Origin of the sequence: Sporocytophaga myxococcoides DSM 11118 (genome assembly GCF_000426725.1) — a bacterium.
In the GTDB taxonomy this organism is placed as follows: domain Bacteria; phylum Bacteroidota; class Bacteroidia; order Cytophagales; family Cytophagaceae; genus Sporocytophaga; species Sporocytophaga myxococcoides.
In genome coordinates, this window is the sequence record NZ_AUFX01000010.1 from 1 (window position 1) to 20,285 (window position 20,285).

Annotated in this window: 4 protein-coding genes; all 4 read right to left on the reverse strand. The window is 38.2% G+C overall.

Features of this window, described 5'->3' with window-relative positions; translation table 11 throughout:
• Positions 1 to 593 precede the first annotated feature (593 nt).
• The 4 genes from K350_RS0112655 to K350_RS0112670 are packed head-to-tail and all read right to left on the reverse strand — an operon-like array spanning position 594 to position 20,281.
• Positions 594 to 1,031, reverse strand: coding sequence for a hypothetical protein (locus K350_RS0112655; RefSeq protein ID WP_028980224.1), 438 nt, complete (start codon positions 1,029 to 1,031; stop codon positions 594 to 596).
• Between the two features lie 14 nt (positions 1,032 to 1,045).
• Positions 1,046 to 13,639: a DUF8202 domain-containing protein gene (locus tag K350_RS0112660; RefSeq protein ID WP_081670990.1), complete on the reverse strand. Its 12,594-nt coding sequence runs from the start codon at positions 13,637 to 13,639 to the stop codon at positions 1,046 to 1,048.
• A gap of 4 nt (positions 13,640 to 13,643) precedes the next feature.
• Entirely contained in the window at positions 13,644 to 14,393 is a 750-nt protein-coding gene (locus K350_RS0112665; protein WP_156027026.1) for a hypothetical protein, read from the reverse strand.
• Entirely contained in the window at positions 14,390 to 20,281 is a 5,892-nt protein-coding gene (locus K350_RS0112670) for a hypothetical protein (RefSeq protein WP_028980227.1), read from the reverse strand. Before K350_RS0112670 ends, K350_RS0112665 begins: the two co-directional genes overlap by 4 nt.
• Between the last annotated feature and the right edge of the window lie 4 nt (positions 20,282 to 20,285).

Here is a 20,285-nt window from a genome sequence, read left to right on the forward strand (position 1 = left end):
TTGCTGGTGATTCTTAAATCCATAGTTGTCTGACATAGCTGGTTTTTTGCCTCAAAATAAACAAAATAGCCCGTTCATTACAAACTGGCTATTTAAAATCTTATCTCAAACACTCGCATTACAAATGCGAATGCGCTTTATTCAATAAGCATATTTACTTTCTGAACATACCCTCTATCACAAATTTCACGCGATACAATCGCGCGACAGCCCCCGAGGACTGCAAATGCGGGACAGCTGAGGGTAACAAAATAGATGCCTTGCTGGTGATTCTTAAATCCATAGTTGTCTGACATAGCTGGTTTTTACCTCAAAATAAATAAAATAGCCAGTTCATTACAAACTGGCTATTTAAAATCTTATCTCTGACTCGAGCATTACAAATGCGAATGTGCTATATGCAACATGTAGCCTAAACTATCTAAACAGGTCCTCTATCACAGATTTCACGCGATACAATCGCGCGATAGCCCACGAGGAGGACAAATGCGGGACAGCTGGGCCTACCTTCATCTTTTATATAGCATTGAAAAGCATTTATTTAATGCCGCTTTTCATTCTCGGCACACTGCGCGCTAGCTGGATCTATAGCGTTAGCTCCCCGTAAAACAATCCTTTACAAACATATAAAACATTTTAATCTTTTTTACCATTGGGATTGATGGCCTTTTCTTACATTTCTTCCACCATCTAAGTCCTTTCCAAGCCTCTTCCGTCCAAGATGGCAAAAACATTTTTTCAGTACCTTCCCCGTTAAATTTTCTTATCAAGATATTACTTATTATGCCTTCAAAATAACCTAAATCTAGATATTCACAAATAATGATAATCATATTTGATTCATAAACAACAATAACAGAATGACTATTAGGATCATTTAAAATTCTAAATCCTTTTGCGCCAGGAATTACACTTTTTGAATCTAACTCCTTCCATTCAACTTCTAGGCCTGAAACACATTCCATTTCTCTAACAATTAAAGAAATGGAGGGAATAGGATGTTTTGAAAAAAATATTTCTGTTTCGAACATATTTGAGATATCTTTTATTTAAATCTACCAGGGGCATATTGGGTTTGAATTAACCTTTCCATACCCTCTGGAGTAATTGAAAATATATTTGCATTTTTAAGTGGAGCCCCCGTTGTTCCTTCAATTACATTTTTCGCGCATGTAACACAACTCCTATTATAAATATTATAAGTATTAGGTCCCTTCATATCTCGCATTAAAGCCTCACCCACATCAGCTTGTTTCTGAGTAATCGGAATTTCGTAAATTATATGAGTCTCTTCGTTAGGAATATCCCTTGGGCCCGTTATTTTACCTGGTCCGTAAAGGGGTTTTTCTGTGATTGGCATTCTAGTTGTTTCTTTTGTTGGAATTTGATGAATCCATTTAGCTACTTCATCTTCTTGTTTTTGAACACCCACTAAAACATGCGATTTATCTCTTTTAATCGCAAATAACAATTTAGAATCAAAAACATCATCGACAGCTTGACTAACTTTGCCAGCAGCAGGAGCTGCTGGTCTCGCAGGAAATGGCATGTCTTCTCCCCCTAATAAATTATATATAAATGCTGCAATCTCAATTGGGATGGTGGGATCATGAATGATTTCAACCCAGTTATTTCTAAGGTAAGTTAAGCCAACTCCTCCTGAAAATATTATTCCTCCTGTAAATATTCCTAATTTAGCTCCTGTTGCTCTAGCCTGATTAGATTCCTGATGAAATTGTACACTCTCCTCTGTGGTCATTCCTGCAGCCTTTCCAGCCGCCATGTCTGCATTTCTTTCTACACTTGGCGAATCTTCTAATCCATCGACATCAACGCAAAAAATTGGCTTATTACCAGCAAACTGATATGGAGTATAATAAGGATATTTACCTGTCAATGGATCCACACTGAAAAACTTCGCTATCCTCGGATCATAGATTCTAAATCCATAGTCATACATTGCTCCACCGCTATTCCACTCACCATCTTTCTCCTTCCCGTTGAAGCCATACCTATACGTCTTAGCACAATGACTTCTACCAGGCATCTGCATACCAAATGCATAATAGTTGCTGTATGTTCTAATTCCTACACTATTAGTCAGTGTCGAACCACTGATTTCAGTTTCAAGCCTGTCGCTGAAGGTAACCGTCACGTTACCCAAATGATCACTTAGCTCATAAACTTTTCGATCTACATAACGACCAACTATGTTTGTTAAATCTGCCTTGGTATAGATCCTGTGGTTTTGCAAAGGAAAGATTCCACTTTGTTTTGAACCGGTTAGTCCTACGTTCAGTTGAGCATCAGCTGTGCTTTGTCCTGTCGAATTTTCAAAATATCTGGAAATGCCGTCTGCATTTCTGTTAGAGAGGAATAGCCTGTTGCCACTTCTTCTCAAATCTCCATAAACTCCATTTTGAACATCTGCGGTATTTCCGTTCCTGAATTCATACCTTGATAGGAAATCAGCGCTATTAGTACTGTTAAATGGATAGTTAACTGTCAGGTTTCTGGTGTAATACAGTAATCTATTGTCTTCAGAAAACTCTACACTTGCTCCTTTGAAAGATTCACCAACAGGTATAACAAGTGAATTAACAAGGTCATTTTCTGCCACTTTATAATCATATCCCAGGTTAAAGACCAGAATTTCTGAGTCCTGGTGGTCAAACCAACCTATGGTATTTTTATGATTATATAAAGCCAGTTTCTTACCATCAGAACTGATCTGCATTTCGCTGAATCCTCCTGCGCTTACTGCTGGTCTTACAGCTATAACGACAGGCTGCTGGCTTATGACATCCTTATCTGTGATTTCAAACTGTAAAAGCCTTAGGACACCAGTCGGAGCTCCCGGAACATATTCCGTGGCATAAATATACGTTTTTCCAGTGGAATAATCCTCAACTGCCTGAAATGCACCTGTATATTTATTGGATAAAACATCAGCATCCAGTAGATTGTTTTTGCTGACCACATCACCTTTCGGAGAAGAAACCCCATTGCCGTTTTGAGCAAGATCGATCACATGGTAGTATAACTTTCCACCATTGGCTGTTACCAGATAATATAGGTTGTCTTTTCCAGGCCTTTTCACAATCACAGACTGCGTTTTGGCATCTGAAAGGACATTGTCACTGTTAGGCATTAAAAGCCCATCAGCATCATAAACCAGGCAGGCTCCTGTATTTCCGAAATAGGTTTCAGGAGTTACTGACACTATCTGTAAAGTACCAGTCTGAGTTTCCACAGAGCTGATGTTATTTTTCACCTTTCCTGCAAAGTTGCCAGTACCTCCGAAATTTCCGAATGGAGCAACCGAAGTTCCGTTGCTGATTTTGTAAAGATTGCTGAGGGTAATATTTACCGGTGAACCTAAAGAATTCGTCAACGTTTCTTTTTGATGAGACACCGTCAACAGGTTCTTATTTTTGGATACACGCTCAAGAATACTATTCTCAAGTGTCACCTTGTCCATATCATCTTTATGGAACAATACAGTAGCTACAAGGGTATTAGGTTCAAATAATCCCAATCTCGAACTTCCATAAATTGACTGCTCTATTAGAGTAAATTTCGCATGGTAGTAATTGCCTTCGAATAATTCGTTTTCCCTTTTATAAACAGCCATTGTATTACCAGAAGCATCACGGACATAGTAAGTTGTGGTAATATTTACAGGATCTCTGGAAGGGTTGTTGCCATTATAAGGCGCTCTGTTTTGTTCCTTTTTAATCCTGTTGCCGGCAGCATCATAAGCAAAAGTGATGTAAGGCTTTGGCTTTACCGTATTGGCCTCAGATGGACTGATAGTAGCAATCTTTCCATAAACATTCCATGTAATGTTTATTTTTTCAAACTTATCATGAGTCAAGTTACCGATTGCATCATATTCGTAATTATCATCATCCTGAGACTCTATGTCTTCAGTATACGATCCGGTTAAAGCTTCGCTTGCTTCCTTAACATGTCTCAGCTGATTTTTGCCTTCCTTGTATGAATAAGTCAATCTGTCCATTGGCAGAGCAGCATCTGCCTTATCTCCATTACGATCAAGGGTTATTATATTACCATTCGGATCGTAGGTGTATTTGGTTTTGTAAGCTTCTGCTACACCAGTTATACCCTTATTCTCGAATTGTCCTGTCGTTGCATCATAAGAATAAAAATCAGACTGCTTAATTCTGTTAAGCTGATCATACTGAAACTTCTGCCCAGTGGTGAACTTTTCAGGTGCTATGCCTGAATTTCCTTCAGTTTTTGAATAATCTCTGTACTCCTGCTCTATCCTGCTTGTCCAGGAGGAAATATTTCCATTAAACAGATCCTTGTCTGAACTCGAAAGATCGTAAGTATTCCCAGCAACGCTGCTGAAAACAGACCCTGTCCTGTTGAAGTCCCCACCGTAATAACCAAGCATCATTCCATATTCGTCTTTCTGGAACTCACTTCCTGCCAGGCCATCTCCTCCCGGATCCTGAGTTGCATCCAGGTTAGGTGTATTTACGCCTTTCAACCAGCCTTGCAATGTATAAACATAGTCCACTCCCTGGATCTTGTCTTCACCGATTTCTGTACGCTTCAGAGGACCATGCAGGTAGTATTTATATGCAGCATCTTTGTCCCAGATTCTTCCGTCTTTGGATGTAAATACTTCTGTTATCCTGTTATCTGCATCATAGCTATATTTATGGAAGAACTGATCTGATAAGGTTTCATTATATTTTACTTTCAATACCTTATTGCTGATCAGGTCATATTCGTAGGCAATGGTATTTTTACCTATGCCCGGAATTTCCTGCACAATCCACTCCACATTTCCGTGCGGATCATAGCTGTAGTAGGTTACAGCTCTTTCTCCATTAGAGTTATAGGTATAAGTATAACTAACTCGGTTCCTCAGATATCTCTGACCTTCGCCAAGGTAATTGACATGAGCAGCCTCTGAAGTATAAACAGTGTGTGTGCTGTTAGATGTACCTGTTGAAGGCCAGGTCATATCTGATGCATTAAGCTGACCCAATGTTGTAGGAGCTGATAGATTCGCTTGTCCTACCTCGGTTACCCTGCCCAGGTTGTCATATTTTGTGTAGGAATATTTATTGTCAACAAGTTGCTGAGCATTCTGGCTGTATCTCAGTTGTCCAATGTCGTTATATACAAATTTAGTTATACCCCCATCAGGAGTTTCCTGTTCAGTAAGCTGCCCAAGGCTATTGTATTTGTACTTGGTTTTTAACTTATGATCAGTTTCCTGCTGACGTGTCACTGCTGTTGCCGTTCCTGATGGCACCACCGGAACAACACCGGCAGGGGGCACAGTTTTCACAAGATTACCTGCCCTGTCATAATAGTACAGCGTGTAATGTCCTTGTTTTATTTTATAGGATATCGTTAAATTGTCATTGATGACTGAGTTTAAACACTTGTTGTTATATTCATCAAGTCTTTCTGGCATATTGTTAAGCTTGCATTTGCCTAACTGTAACTCCAGTTTATTTTTGATCTCTTTAACAACAATCTCCTTCAGTTTAGGCTGCTTTACGACTTCCTCATCTTCAGGAGGAGTAACCTCCAGAACCGGAGGTATCCAGCGGATGCAGATTTTTTGAGGAGTGCATTGTTTGTTGGATGCAAGGCCAAATGGTAAAAAGAAATAGCTCGGAGCATTTGGAGCATTAGGACTACTTACATCTAGTTCAATAACCCCACTTGCTATAAAGTTATAATCGTCAATTACAACAAGACCATTCAAATCAAGCTGATCTCCTCTATCAATAACCTTGTCGAATTCGAAATTTCCCTGAAAGTCTAATTTAAGGATCCATCCATCGGAACGATAATTTAATTGATTCCACTCTGGCCATACAGCCGCATTTGGCATCTTAGCAGAAACTACTACATAACCATCATTTATCCTTTTAATTGAAGTATTTAGTTGCATGTTAAACCCAACATCCCTGCGGGAAGGGTTTCCAAATGTCTTTTCCCAGATAATATCACCATCAGATTGATCAATTTTCACAATCCAAAGATCAATAAGGTCAAACTCGGAAGAAGAGGCATCGCCTCTCATTGAAGAACCGCTTACTACCAGATTGTTATCTTCTGATATTGTTGCATTATAAAAAATATCCTCTTTATCTAGTCCATACCTCCTTTTCCAAACTAAAGACAAATCAGCATTTACTTTGATAACCCATCCATCTTTTCTTCCATGAGGAATGTCTAAAGGATCTGCAGAATTGGGCTCCTGAGAATCCGAAAATCCAACTAGAAAATATCCACCGTCATTAGATGGAATAATTTTATAGATAAAATCATCTCCAGCCCCACCAAAAGAAACATCACTAATTTTATTAAAATTCTGATCTAATTTAATAAGCCATCCATCCCAGCTACCATATGCTGGGGATGTTTTATTTCCCACTCCGGAAATATTGACAGGGGCAGAGCCTGATGCGCCAGCAAGGAAGAAACAATTATTTCCTTTTTGAATGTCGTAAATTCTATCACCTACAGAGCCCCCAAAAGACAATTCTTTCACATAGGAGCCATCTTCATAGTCTGCTACAACCACATAACCATCAAGGGCTCCGTAATTCGGCGCTTGTTTTATAAATGAAGGATCAATATTACCATTTGACTCCGGAACGGAAGATGAAGCACCGGCAATAACAGCATACTTCCTACCATTCAGATTAATTTCATCAACTGAATATCCCCAATCTGTATGACTTCCGCCAAAAGCCTTCTGCCAAATAATATTCAACTGAGGATCTAATCTTTGTAATTGAAAATCCCCATATGTTGCGCCATTGTCATTAAAAGCGACTCCTCCTGTTAATAAGCTTCCGTCAGAACCTTTTTCAAAGCTTTCAAATACATCCTGTTTAAGAGGTTTTTCAAATGACACTTCAGACTTAAAGTATTCAGGATATATTTTAAAATGATCCGGAATAAGACATTGATCAGGAGTTTTTCTCTTATCTTCAAAATAATATTCTGAATACAATTCGTTTATTCTCGTCTGATCGAAAGCGCATTCAAATATCTGCACCTGATCTATAGTTCCCTGGAAATTATAAGGAGTCCCGCTCATGTTTGCATTTCTGCCTATCACAAGAGACGATGTACAGTTAAAGTCACCATCAGTTCCCGGAAATCTTTTTTCCTCCTTAAGTTTCCCGTCAATCCAGATCTGATAAGCGCCTTTATTATATACTCCTGCAAGGAAATGCCAATTTCCGTCCATCAGGTTTCCACCAACAGATGGTTCCGAAGTTCTTAGTACCCCTGAACCGTCTCTTCCTTCAAAAGCGGCTTCTCCTCCAGGCAATATTTTAAGATGGAATCCTTTGTTTTCAACTGCATTTTCACGACTTATAATATATTGTTCATTCAGCCCTGTTGTTTTTATCCAGGATGCAACAGTGAATTCCTGATAAAAATTGAAATTCGTTCCCGCATCAATATAAGAGCTTCCTGATCCGGTAAACTCATATGCTGAAGATGCATTATTATTTTTATCGGCCCCTGTTGTTACATTGGAGAGTGTTCCATTGTGTCCGTTTCCGGATATATCCTCAGCGTTATTGGTAAATGAAAAAGCCGCAACCTGGCACAGATCATTTCTGTTAAAATCCTCCAGCCCCATACAGGTATTTGATGAAGCATCGGTAGGTTGCAGCTCAAATTTGCCAAACATAATAGCCTGAATTTTATCCATCTCCTCTTTTGTGCCAACCCTCATAACTTTGTCTTCACCAAGATCTTCATACAAAGGCTCGCAATCTGTCTTTACAATAGTAAGCTGGCACTGATCTTTGCAATACTCAACCAGGTTTCTTGCCGTGCAGCATAGATCCTCATAATTCAGCAGAGACTGATCCGGCTTCCTATAATGTCCGCTCCCATCTGACGGGTAAACAGATATCAGCGCAGCCATAAATTGCTCGTACTTATCTTCGCACGAAGACTGGCATTCAGTTTCAAGCTTTACTTTATTTTTTAAGAGCGACTCCTTTACTTTTTCAGGATCTAAATCCTCTCCACTCCCAAAGGCAGAGGATGACTTAATACACATTGCAAAAGCCATGTAGTTAGGATGTTCACCTTCCCAAAGGTCAAATTGACCAGGAGTGGCGTTCTCAACTTTTATCTGATAATAATTACCGTTAGGTACCTGATTAAAAAGACACATCTGCTGGTTACATGGAGATTTATAACCTGGAGCACCTTCTTCTAATAAGACAGGATTATTGATATCTGCATTTCTTACATTACAGAATATATTCTCACAAGCTGGGTTATCGTGGAGCGTATATTTGAAATACTTATAAGCATAAATTTTGTGCTGTTGAGCATTCTCGACAAAACCAATATAATGGCGACCTGCACAATCCAAAAACTGCTCGACAGAAGATGGTAACTGAGGTGAATTTACAGCTGTATTACCAGTTGCCCATTCCGGAATACCAGCACCGGTGTTGTTATCCGGCTCTGTTATTGCCAGATTCTCAGTACTCAACCCTTTTGATTTCCCCGTTGAACTATTTGTTTCCAACGTTTGCAAAATCCCCAGCCAGCAGTTTATCAGGTCCTCGCAGGTAAACATAGGAATCGGATCACCTGAAACCGGGTCAGTTTCTGTTCCGACCTCTGACCTCATATTTTCAATTAGCTGATTAAATTTAGCGGCGTCATACTCATTGTTACTCAGCCTGGCAATATTGTATGGAATGCCATTTTTATCCTTAATCTTGCCGAGTTCACTTAACATATAAGGGCCAAGATTATTGGGTCCGTTTATATCCGGATTTTCACAAGGCTCCAATGGAATAATGATGATAGGTATCCTTATTGAGCAGCAAGAAGTTGTCAATGCCACCTCATAACCATTATCAAAACTAGCAGTCTTAGCTATGGATTCGCCTAATTCATTATAGCCTTCAACAACAAGCCCTGGAGTAGTACCTGCCATAAGTCCTTGAAGATATGAATTAAGCGACTCTATATTTCCTGACTCCAAACGGTTTTTTATTTCGTCTACATACTGCTGCAGACCATTACCTGCAATTTCGGCCACTCTCTCTGCATAGGTATTTGCAGCATTTACATCCATTTCAATAACTTTATCAATCTGATAATGTCCTGGAGGAAATGTCAACGAAGTAAAGGTCAAAATATCATCTATAGCGGCAGCAGTACTGCATGATTCAAGAGATGGGATTAATTTGGTCACTTCCTGATTAATATCGGAATCCGGATCATCAAGATCTGTTATCTTTATTGTAAGCTTATAAGCACATGAAGTACAAATTGTGGTTCCTCCGCAAATAGCGCTGAATGCCTCAGGTGTAATCTCATAATCAAATTCCACCTCTGTTGCTTCTGTGAAAGTAAGTTCTTTGGAAGATATCAAACCATGCTCTCCATACTTTTTATTGTCTTTCAAAACTTCCTCAACCACTAACTCATCTATGGTCAAAGCATCAAGATTGGTGACTCCCCCTTTGCTTACTCCTGTTGCAATAATTTTTCCGCTTTTGTCTGTAAAAGTAACACTTACCACTTTATTCTCGTCTGTTATAGTGCTCTTCAAAACAGTACCTGCATTGGGTGCTTCATCACCAAACAGTCTGATAAGCTCCTGCTCACTGGCATTCCCGACAGACATTTTTACGGTATGGTCATTTTCTATTCTTATTCTGTGTTTATCGCCCACGCTGCCTTCTTCAATTACCTTACCGCTTCCTGTTTGAAATATTGATCTGCTATATGGATAGCCTTCTGCATTAGGAATAGTTTTATCTGCATTGCCATCACTATAAAAAGTATTAAGTGGTCCTCCAGTGACTGGATCAGGATTGGAAATTTTATCATCAGCATCAAAATTTGATGCACCATATAAATTGCCGGAATTTGTTAAAAATGATTCTTTGTAACCAAATTCATTTTTATTTAAAGCTGATTCGTCATCCATAACAGGGGCCGGCATAGAGTTTAATGCCGGTCTTCCAGAATAATCATAAACAGTCTGATTGACTATTATTTTCCCTGTTGAAGAAGCGTCTCCGTTAGATGGTACTTTTACCTGATTCTGTTTTACCTGTAATAAACCGTTTGCATAAGATATCGACTCATGAATACCTGTATTTTCAGTAAAGGTTCTACTATATATAAAGTTCAATTCGTCATCAAACTGCTTATAGTAAAAAACTGTGCCCTTATAATCTTCAAGACAGGAGGTCTGATCATCCTTATTGCAACTCAGGGAAATCGTAGAAGGGATATCTATATCTGCAGTACTCCAGGTACCCCAGTTACGGCTATTGGCCACTCCGCCTTCATAGGTATTTCCGATAGGTCTGACTCTCCATGCATAAAAGCCTGTACCTTCAACCATTGTAAGAGAAATATCATGTTGAGAAGTTTCAAGCGTGAGTGCCTTTGACCAATCTACGGAAGCGTTGACGACATACTCGCTTGTAGAAACACTGCTTTCATTAAACAGTTTTAACAACTGAAACTGATAAAGTGGTGCGGCACAATGTTCATCTACCCACTCAAATTTCTTTATACTTGTGCCTGTTACTTTAAGACCATGGACAATAGCTCCAATTGTAACCGGCACCTGCATTTCATTTTCGATGATTACTTTTGTCTCAACTTCCAGTTGACCATTTACCAATGTATTAGCAGAAGGATCAAAATCAGTCACCTTTATTTTATATAACTTAATACCTGTTACCTCCAGGTCTTTGGTAATTTCCTGGTAAAATAGTTTTTCAGGCTGATTTAAGTCTATAGTAATACTTGTCGTATAAGTAACCGAAGGAGTCGAAGAAGTAAAATCCTTAAAGCCTTCAATAGTGATGTCAACTTTAGCCGGATCGGTAAATTCACCTCCTAACTTGTAGAATTTACCAGTATTGAATGTAACCTGTAGTTCTGCTCTTTTAACCTTTTCTATACAAGGATGCGCAAATTCAAAATTTTCAACCTGCCTTGGCACAATTGTGCTATTAGCAAGCAAAACGTTAGATAGCTGGCTGGCGCTTTCTTTCAGGACACTGCTGGTAACTTTATCATGAGTCACCACATGACCAATAGCACCAACTGCAACAAGCTCTCCATCCGATAAAGGAATATAATATGCTTTATAGAAGTCACCTTCACGAACCATACCATAAACTTCGGCATCTGAGAAGTCTCCATCGGGAGCGTTTCCTTCCTTAACCTTGTCCACCAGAAGAACAAAGTCTTTATTAGCTACTTGTTCAAAAACAGATTTATGAAAATAAATAACACCTTTTCCAGTCTCGCCATATTCTTTTACTTTCCACACAAGCGAAGTTCTTTTTCCGGAAAGAGGTGCATTACTGTTGTTAAGTTCAATTGAACCTCCATTATTACCGACAAGCAAGTAACGTTGAGCTTCAACTTCAGAAAAATCTTCAAATCTCAAACCTGAGGATATCAGACTTTTTACATCATAATTGATGTCTGCTTTTCCAAGTGCTTTAATATCTCCTGAAAAATCAGTCGAATAGGTATATTGATTTAAAACAGCAAAAGTAACAAACTGATCAGGCGCAATGGAAACATTTGAGGCTGTATAATCAGCACCGACAAGATCCATTACATGCACAACAGCTCCTGAAGAAAAATTGCCATCACTGTCAATCAGCATAGCCAGCTTCTGATATGGTAACAGAGTAAACTTTTCTGCAGGGAGATAAAAATTCAAAAGCCCGCTACTTCCGTTTGATTTATATTGCCATACCCTGTCGACTCTTACTGTGTTAACTGCCGATGATAGCCCCGAGAAGACTGTCGTTCCGGGCAAATGATTGAAAAAAAGATAATCTGTATTGGTCTGAACTTTTGAGTATGCTAAAACATCTATCCCAATAGCAATTTTATTGCCCTGGTCAAGGTTTACATTATATGCTTTGAACACATTCCCCTCTTTAACCAAATCTATGATCTTATTAGGACTTGTCGTGTTTTCTCCATAATAAACCAAGATGTTAAAACTTCTGAAGTTTGAAGGCAAAGCAGGAAAATCCGCAGGATTAATCGTAATATCAACTCCCCCTACTTCCCCTACCTCTGAGACACACCAGGTTGTTGTAGTTCTCAGAAAATCCGTAGATGCTACTGCGACACTATAGTCTAATGCTATATTGTCTGCTGCAAGGCCCAAATACTCTTTATTCTCGAGGTTTCTAGGATTGCTTATCTCCAGACCACTTGAGTTCAATGCATTACCATCATAATTGTCAGTCTTTCCAAAAAATGATTTAGCTGCATTGAATGACGGGCAACTTCCCGGATCAAGCACACCAAAGCTTATATAATCATTATCATTCAAAGTCAATCCGTTAACCACATACCCACCATTTCCATTGTCTTCCATGACCATGATCTTTCCATTTCCATCAGAAAAATCACCATCTGAATCTATGAGCATTACAGGCCTTTGACCTGGCAGCACAGTAAGGTTACTTTTATTCCATATTGAAAAATCAAGAATTCCTGTAGTCCCGGTCAAATCAATCCTCCAGGTTTTAAGCATTCTTTTTACAAAGGGAGGATTGTCCTGATTGGGATCGTCATTCGCTAATAAATTGTTTGACTCAACATTGTTCCTTCCCACAAAAGCAAAACTTCCAAATTGAAGAAAGTTTCCTGTCATACTCATGATATCAGACTTTGAGGAAGTGTGTAAAGAACCATCTGCATCCTTACCTATACCTGCTACATCTTTGTTAAAACCTGTTTCAAGTCCGTAATAATCATTGGCTACTGCAATAGCGTATTTAGATGAAAGATAATTTTCAACGATTTTTTTCTGTGCACTATTTATATTTTCAAATGATACAACTTCAGCAACATACCCAAGATAATCGCCTCTACCAATAGTGAGTTTATCGTACTCTACATGATCATTGTAACAACTTAAACTTTGAAGATAATCAACGTTTTCTCCATCCGTACTATTACCGTTATAACCAGCTTCAATGCTTACATTATTTCCTACTTTAGGTAGGCGAGCCAAATAAAGAATATTAGGTGTAGAAGAATTATTTCCTGTTAAGGCCAGATTTTTTGCAGCATCACTTGCACAAACACTGTATTTGTCAGTTGCAAATATTATGTTAGCGGGTCCGTTTTGCCTATAGCATATAAATCTTCTATCCCCAATAGCAGATGACTCTGACGGAAAAGGACTTGAAATTCCAATAAGATTTTTATCAAATGCTGTCGACTTAAATGCTACGAATATAAAATGACTGTTCTGAAGATTATGTCCTAAATTTTCTTCCAGATAGTTGGTATTTTCAAAATATACAGAACCTATCCCAGAGGCAAAACCATTTGTAGAAAACTTAGGTGATGTCACTGATTGACCAGAAGGAGTAATCATCTGCCTATCTCCCTTGTGCGCTGCCCAGGAAGACACCGTTGCATTATCGCTTAGATTTAAATCATCAGCTTTATACCACGAAAGCGGATACCCTGAACCTCCAACACCACCTGGTCCATCCTGCCCTATCACGGGTATTGTGCATACTCCTGCAAGAACTACCAATGCCTTCTTTACTATTGAAAAAAATCTCGATGACATAAAATTATTTTTTATTCGCTCTAACGTCTACTAACTTATATCCTTTAAATGCCGGTTTTAAAGTACCATCTGCATTTAAAAACTTATTCTTGAACGGCTTCACCGAAGCCTGTCCTTTATGGTTAAAATCTATATTCCTGTAAGTAAGTAGTACAGATTGAAACTTATGGTTTGATGGATAGAATATATTTGTCTGATATACCTTTTCATTTTTTGAGTCCACCAGAAAATCCACTCTATTCATATTTAGCTCTTTGCTGATTCTAGGATCAAGTTCAAGATGTATTTCTTTGTCAAACCTATGCTCCTTGTCTTCAACATCTTTGCATTCCTTTACCTTTGCCTTCTCTAGTATTATTTTTTGTAATCCAGCAAAATTTTGCTGATCCTCAGCAGATGGTTTCTTATTCAATTGTGAATCACTTAAATAAATCACCTTTCTTGATGGAATCACAGAATAACACTGAACTTCATCCTGATACACTTCCATATCCTTAGAGATTACCTCTGTATAGTTAGTCCCTGCAACAAGTCTGATATCAGACGAAATCACACCGTTATGGTAGCTTTTATCTTTCAATACTGTTTTAACATTATATTCAAACAGATATACCTTCTTTGTTTCAGGGAGTGTTTTTGTATTCATTTTATCAAACACATGCTCAAGCAAAGCTATACATGGATCCGTTGCAATAGCAGACATTAATAGGATCATTGATCCTATACAAAGGCAGACGTATTTTATTGGTCTCATTTATCTTTTACAGGAGTGTTATACTGTGTCTCAGCTATGGTCTTTAAACCTCTTTCCGTTTCTACCAGCTTCCTGATTAGTTTACCTTCCGCATTGTATTGATAATAGAGACCAAAGTGTTGATCATCAAAGCTTGTTAGCAGACGTAAATTATTGCTATCATATACATAACAAACCATTTCTGCATCCAATGGCTGTATTCGCAGGTCATCTATCCAAACCTTAGCACTTGTATTGTTCTTTAGCTCAAATACTAAAGAGGAATTTAAAGCGATGGCATCTAAACCATTGTTAAATGTAAAATCTACAAGAGTCCATTCGCCTACTCTGGCCACTTTACTTACTTTACCAGTGATGTGCGCATTGTCAGTATTTAAAGTTGCAACCAGGGAATTTAAAAGGTCTGCCGATTCATCTGTTACTTTGATCCAGGTCTTCGCTGAAATTCCATTTGCTTTTACCTGACCTGTTGCCTTCAGTTGTGGTGTTTTACTCAGATTCTGATCCTTAGTAGCAACAAAGGATGCATTTGCATTTATTTCAACAGCCTTCTTGCCTGAATGAGCAGCGACACTTGAAGCTTTTGCTTCATCCTCAAATGAAAGGAATAACACTGAGTTATAATGTGCATTTTTTGCAACAAGAGCCGGTACATTTTCATTATGTGCAAATTTTGCAGTGCTCATAATTCCAAGTGCATTCTGTTCGAGTAGAGCATTTCCAGAAGGGCTGTATGCAAGTACTTCATTTGTTTTTATCCAGTTTGCATTTGTTGCTCCAGGACTATAATTAAACCCACGGAAAGAATTATAAGTACCGGCACCGTTATAAATTTTATTTCCTTGGCTTACAGCATCCTTAAGGTCAGTTTTATAAACATAATTCGATTGCATTCTCCACTTACCTATTCTGCCAGCTAAATAATCATTCGTAACATTGGTAAGATCAAATTCATCATTGAAATTCAAATCATATTTATCTTTCCAATCATCTGAAAATAATGTAGCAGAAGCCCCTACGACTTTTCCACTTACCTCAAAGGTCCCATCTGTCTTAAAGAATGATGTATTGGCTGCCCCTTCTCCATAAGTAGTTATTTTGCCGGCCACCTGATTCAGCTGATTAGTATAGCCACTGTTAATAATTTCTAATGTAGTAAAAGTACCTCCGGAGTTACCCGATACTACTGGTTGTACTTTAATTTTATTCTCGCTTGCGTTTATATCACTTATATAGAAAAGCCCAAGAGAACTGGTAGCATTAGACAATCTGATCAAATCACCCGACACTAAGTAGCCGTCTGAAATATAGGATGAATTCCCGGCAGTAATGGTTAATTGTCCGTTGTTAACTTCACCTGCTTTTTCAACTACCCTTCTCTCATTTTTATACATCGGTCCCATGTTCGGATATACATAGTGAGCTGGAATACTATAATTTGTATAGATGCCTTTATGGTTAGCAGAACTCACGGGACTTAAGTTATCAAATCCATCTCTGGCAATGGTTACTATAGGCGAACCGGAAGACTTGTCGAATACAAGGTTTTCCTGAATGTCAACAATATTATTCTGTTCTCTTATCGTTTTCTTTTCAAGGCATGTATAACTGATCACCTTATTCGTTACATGGCTTCTAAATTTCTTTTCAACATAACTATAGTATGGAAAAAGTGAAAAAGATGGAAAAGGAATAAACAGTGCAACAGATAATTCAAAATCGACCTGCACAGCTGCATCGTGGTGAACATCATCAACGGATCGCATCTCCATGGTCACCTCAGATTCTTTGCCCAGATAATCTTGTTTAATCGTTCCGTCTTCTTGAAGTACATCTACCTTTTCTCCTGGTGCAAAATACTCATGTCTTTCTTCAGAATATTTTTTGTAGTCTTTATCCGGAGTGCCGCTGATATAATTTCCACCATACGTAGCAATTCTGTTTAACTTGCCATGCATGTCATTCAAAATAAAGCTGTAGCCTTGAGAAACCCACCTGTTGTCAATGAGCACGTTTACCCAGATTGCAGGAATCGTTACATAGTCTTTAGCATGATCATCTACAGGAGTGTTATCAAACTTCATAGGATATTGCTTTGCTGTATAATACTCATGAACAGTGAAGCCTGGGGAAGATTTCCCTTTATGGATATTTTTCACCACCACTCTTGAATAACCTATAGATGCTCCAGGAAGTAACATTTCTCCGATAGGACCTTCAAACTGCTCAAGATCAATACCTGATATAGCTTTTTGATACAACTCCTGACGTGATCGCTTTAATAAAAAATTAACCAGCGTATTTTCTTCCCTGATCCCACCACTTTCATTGGTTGCTACGCCACTGCTCGTACCATCCTGACGTTCATACAAATATTCACTTCCATATAAACTTTCATCTCCTTCTTCGATACCTGAGTCATACATGAGCAATCTTTTTACTCTTACACCTCCGCCTATTTTCTTCTTAAGCACAGGAATACGGATATATGACTGAGAATAAGAAACCCTTTGACATCCACCTCCTGTCGAGACAAGCGTTTTTGCAGCCTGGAAAACACTTTTAACCATATCTACAGAACTGCCATTAAGAGGAATTTTTACCGGATCAATATTACAACTGCTGCTGATATTCATGCCGGATTTGTTTCTCTTAAGATGATTTAAACACACCTGATGTGGAAGAGAATACTCCCCGCTTTCAAATTGAATAGCCAGTTTATTATTAATCACTACCGCTTTACCATTAGCATACCCTGTTATATAATCTACATCACAATTATTTACCTCAGGTGTAGCAGATCCTGTTAAAGTGTATAAAAATTTAAAATACAATTTATTATTTTTTGAATTAGGACCTACGTATTGATTGATAGTATCCTTTAATGCATTCAGTTCAACAAGCTTATACTCGCCATTTTCCTTCTCAAGCCCAAGGTCTCCCGGGTTCAGATAATATAGATTACTGGTTTCATTGTCAGATTTAGAGCCGCTTACATTTCCTGAGGCATCGGTTAAACTAACCATAGCAAGCGCGCGTTGATCTTGCACAAAGAGATAATCTTTGTCTTCATACTGAACAAGTATTTCTCCACCTGAGGGTAATATTATACGTTTTAATTGCCAGGCAGCAGGATCATATTTTTGGGCAGCATCTCTTTTCCCCTGATAAACCCATGGTATCAGTTTATTTTTTCTATTGGCTCCATCGTAAGCATAGTTACCACAGCCATCTATTTCATAAGGAGAGTAGTCCGGGTTTTCATTCAAATTGTTGCCATAATTAACTATATCAGCAGAAGGATCATTTGCATCAGTGTATAATTCTGAAACAGGTCCATCGGATATGTAATCTTTCTTATATTCATAAATAAATTCGTAAGGAGAGATCCTTGCATTATTTATTCCCTCATACTCAAACCAAACTCGCTTAAGCGTTAATTTTCCTCCTCTCTTGGAATTTGAAAAAGTATGTTCAGAGTTTGGAAGGTTCTTAGCTAAAGATTTACTAGCATCATAGCTGTCGGTCTCACCATAGTATTCAAAATGAACTATTTTTAATGCCTTTCCAATGGTTTTTGTCGGATCAGAAGGATCTTTGGCGTATAATTCTATTCTGTCTAACTTCCTAAGTTTATTATTACCTTTAGCTTCAATATTATTAGAAGCAGCCTCATCTTCGTCTGAAGCACTAACTCCATCTTTCCTTTCGCTGGTTATATAAAGTGCTATATGAGTTTTAGTCTCTATCGATTTTAAATAATATATTTCTTTTTGCCCATAAGATATAGTTCCTCTGTCATCTCTAGGATCAGACAACGCTCCTCTTTCATAAAACAAACCGGAATATGGTCTTCTATGCTCATACCAATCATCATCCGTACTACCCGGCTTCTTTATTTTTTCGCCCCAAACTTTTTCATAATTAAATTTTGTCCATCCTCCGAAATCATCAGAACTTATGCCATTCAAAGTTCTGTCAATATAATCTGGTGTAGTGATCTGAGTAAGCAAATAAGAAGTTGCATAAGCATTATCTCCATTTGCCTTTTCACCTATAATCGTATTAAAATTGCCTGTATTCGTAACATCCCTGTATACCAAAGTATTATTTTTTATCTCTGGCATATTGCTATATGGTTCCTTTACACTATAAGACAGATTACTCTCTCCTTTGGCATAAACAGGTAAACCATAAACATATTTATTTCCATCTTCATTGATCGTAGCAAATTCACCAATACCATGATTATGATTCCCTCTTTCAAGAAAATTATCATAGTTTGACTTATCGTATGCCAGGTAATTAATATTCTGGTCCTTTTTAACAATGTCTTTGTTATAATTAAATCCTACATAAGTGGATCTTCGGGCTCTTTCATCTGTCAGAGTGCGCTTTACCTGAGTTTCATCAATCACCGGTTTAAATTTCTTAAGTCCAGGAACGTAAGCACCTTCTGACTGAATCGCTACTCTATAAGGAGCATCGTTATCTGAAAATTCCAGATTTGATCCAGGATCATTTGTAAATTTTGGAAAGTATCCCTCATCTCCTAAACCACTAAAAAGGTACATATTTCCTTTATCTTCCCAGTTTCTAACATTCATTTGATGATAACCTATCCCCACGTAAAATCCTCCACCGTTTGTCAATCCTGCGTCGATATCTCCTTTATAATTGGAGATGACCATATCACTTTGTTTGTTGACTGGCAAGTATGTTCCTGTTGATCTGGAAAAGAATCTGAATCCTCCACCTAAACCTTCTCCGGTAACAATAAAATCATCAGGTGCATTGTGTGGAATCGGCAAATACTGATCTCTTTTGGCATACATGCTTTCTTTCTCAACGGAATAATCCATCATATAGGATCCCTCTGTCTTAGTTCTAGTGGCTTCACCTTGATAAAGATATCCATAAACAGGGTTTGGATCCTCTGCTAAATAATTTTGCATGGTAAAACTTCCATTGATCCCCACTTTAGGTTCTAAGTCAAGCGGCAATGGAGTTGGCCCGAGATTTATTGCAACATTATGAGAATGTCCACTATAACTTGATACATTCATTGGTCTGAATTCATCTTCCATTGCTCTCATTCCATATGTGCTTGCCATTCCTTTTACAAAAGATGCCGAATTACTAGCGCCTCTTTCTGCCCTATCCGAATTTGTTTTTGCGGCATCTTTTGCTTCCTCATTATCAGTTTTATTTGCTTCATCTAATTTTCCCTTAGCATTTTTCGCATCCTTATTATTTCTCGCAACTATACCCGATGGATTAAGATCAAAAGAAAAACTTTTTCCATCCTGAGCAGACACACTGTAACCCACATTAACAAGCCCATCAAGAGAGGCAATATTTATTCCATAGGAGGTACCAAAACCTCTGTAATTATTATACTTAAGAGCAGCACTTACCGTCAACCCTACTACATCCAGATCTGTACTGTATATTTCGAAACTCCCACTAATACCCGTAGTGACTGTGTAGTTCGCTGGCATCTTATTCATGTACTTAACTTCCTCCCCGTTAAAATCATCCGGGAAACCTTTTTTGCCTCTGTTAATGGCACCAGGATTTAATGTCCATCCATATCCTACCCATGAAGCATCTTCTTCCATTGAAGAACCGCTGTGATATGAAAGTGACATTGCATAGCCGCCACCATTAGGACCAGGCACATTTACCAAAGGAAGATTATAGGTAAAATCACCGGTAAAGGGATTTACCATATTGGTAGTTGCCACCGGCTCGAAACTGGAAAACTCTGGTTGTCCAGGCCCCGAAGTAAGTGCCCACGCTACACTAGGAAATATAATCTGAGTTGTTATGTTGACAGTTAAAAAAATCGCAATCGATTTTAATACTTTTATTTTAAACCTGCTCATAAAT

Excerpts from the sequence above, each read along its gene's own strand:
- K350_RS0112670 (WP_028980227.1), bottom strand. The coding sequence starts at position 20,281 with ATGAGCAGGTTTAAAATAAAAGTATTAAAATCGATTGCGATTTTTTTA.
- K350_RS0112655 (WP_028980224.1), bottom strand. The coding sequence starts at position 1,031 with ATGTTCGAAACAGAAATATTTTTTTCAAAACATCCTATTCCCTCCATT.
- K350_RS0112665 (WP_156027026.1), bottom strand. The coding sequence starts at position 14,393 with ATGAGACCAATAAAATACGTCTGCCTTTGTATAGGATCAATGATCCTA.
- K350_RS0112660 (WP_081670990.1), bottom strand. The coding sequence starts at position 13,639 with ATGTCATCGAGATTTTTTTCAATAGTAAAGAAGGCATTGGTAGTTCTT.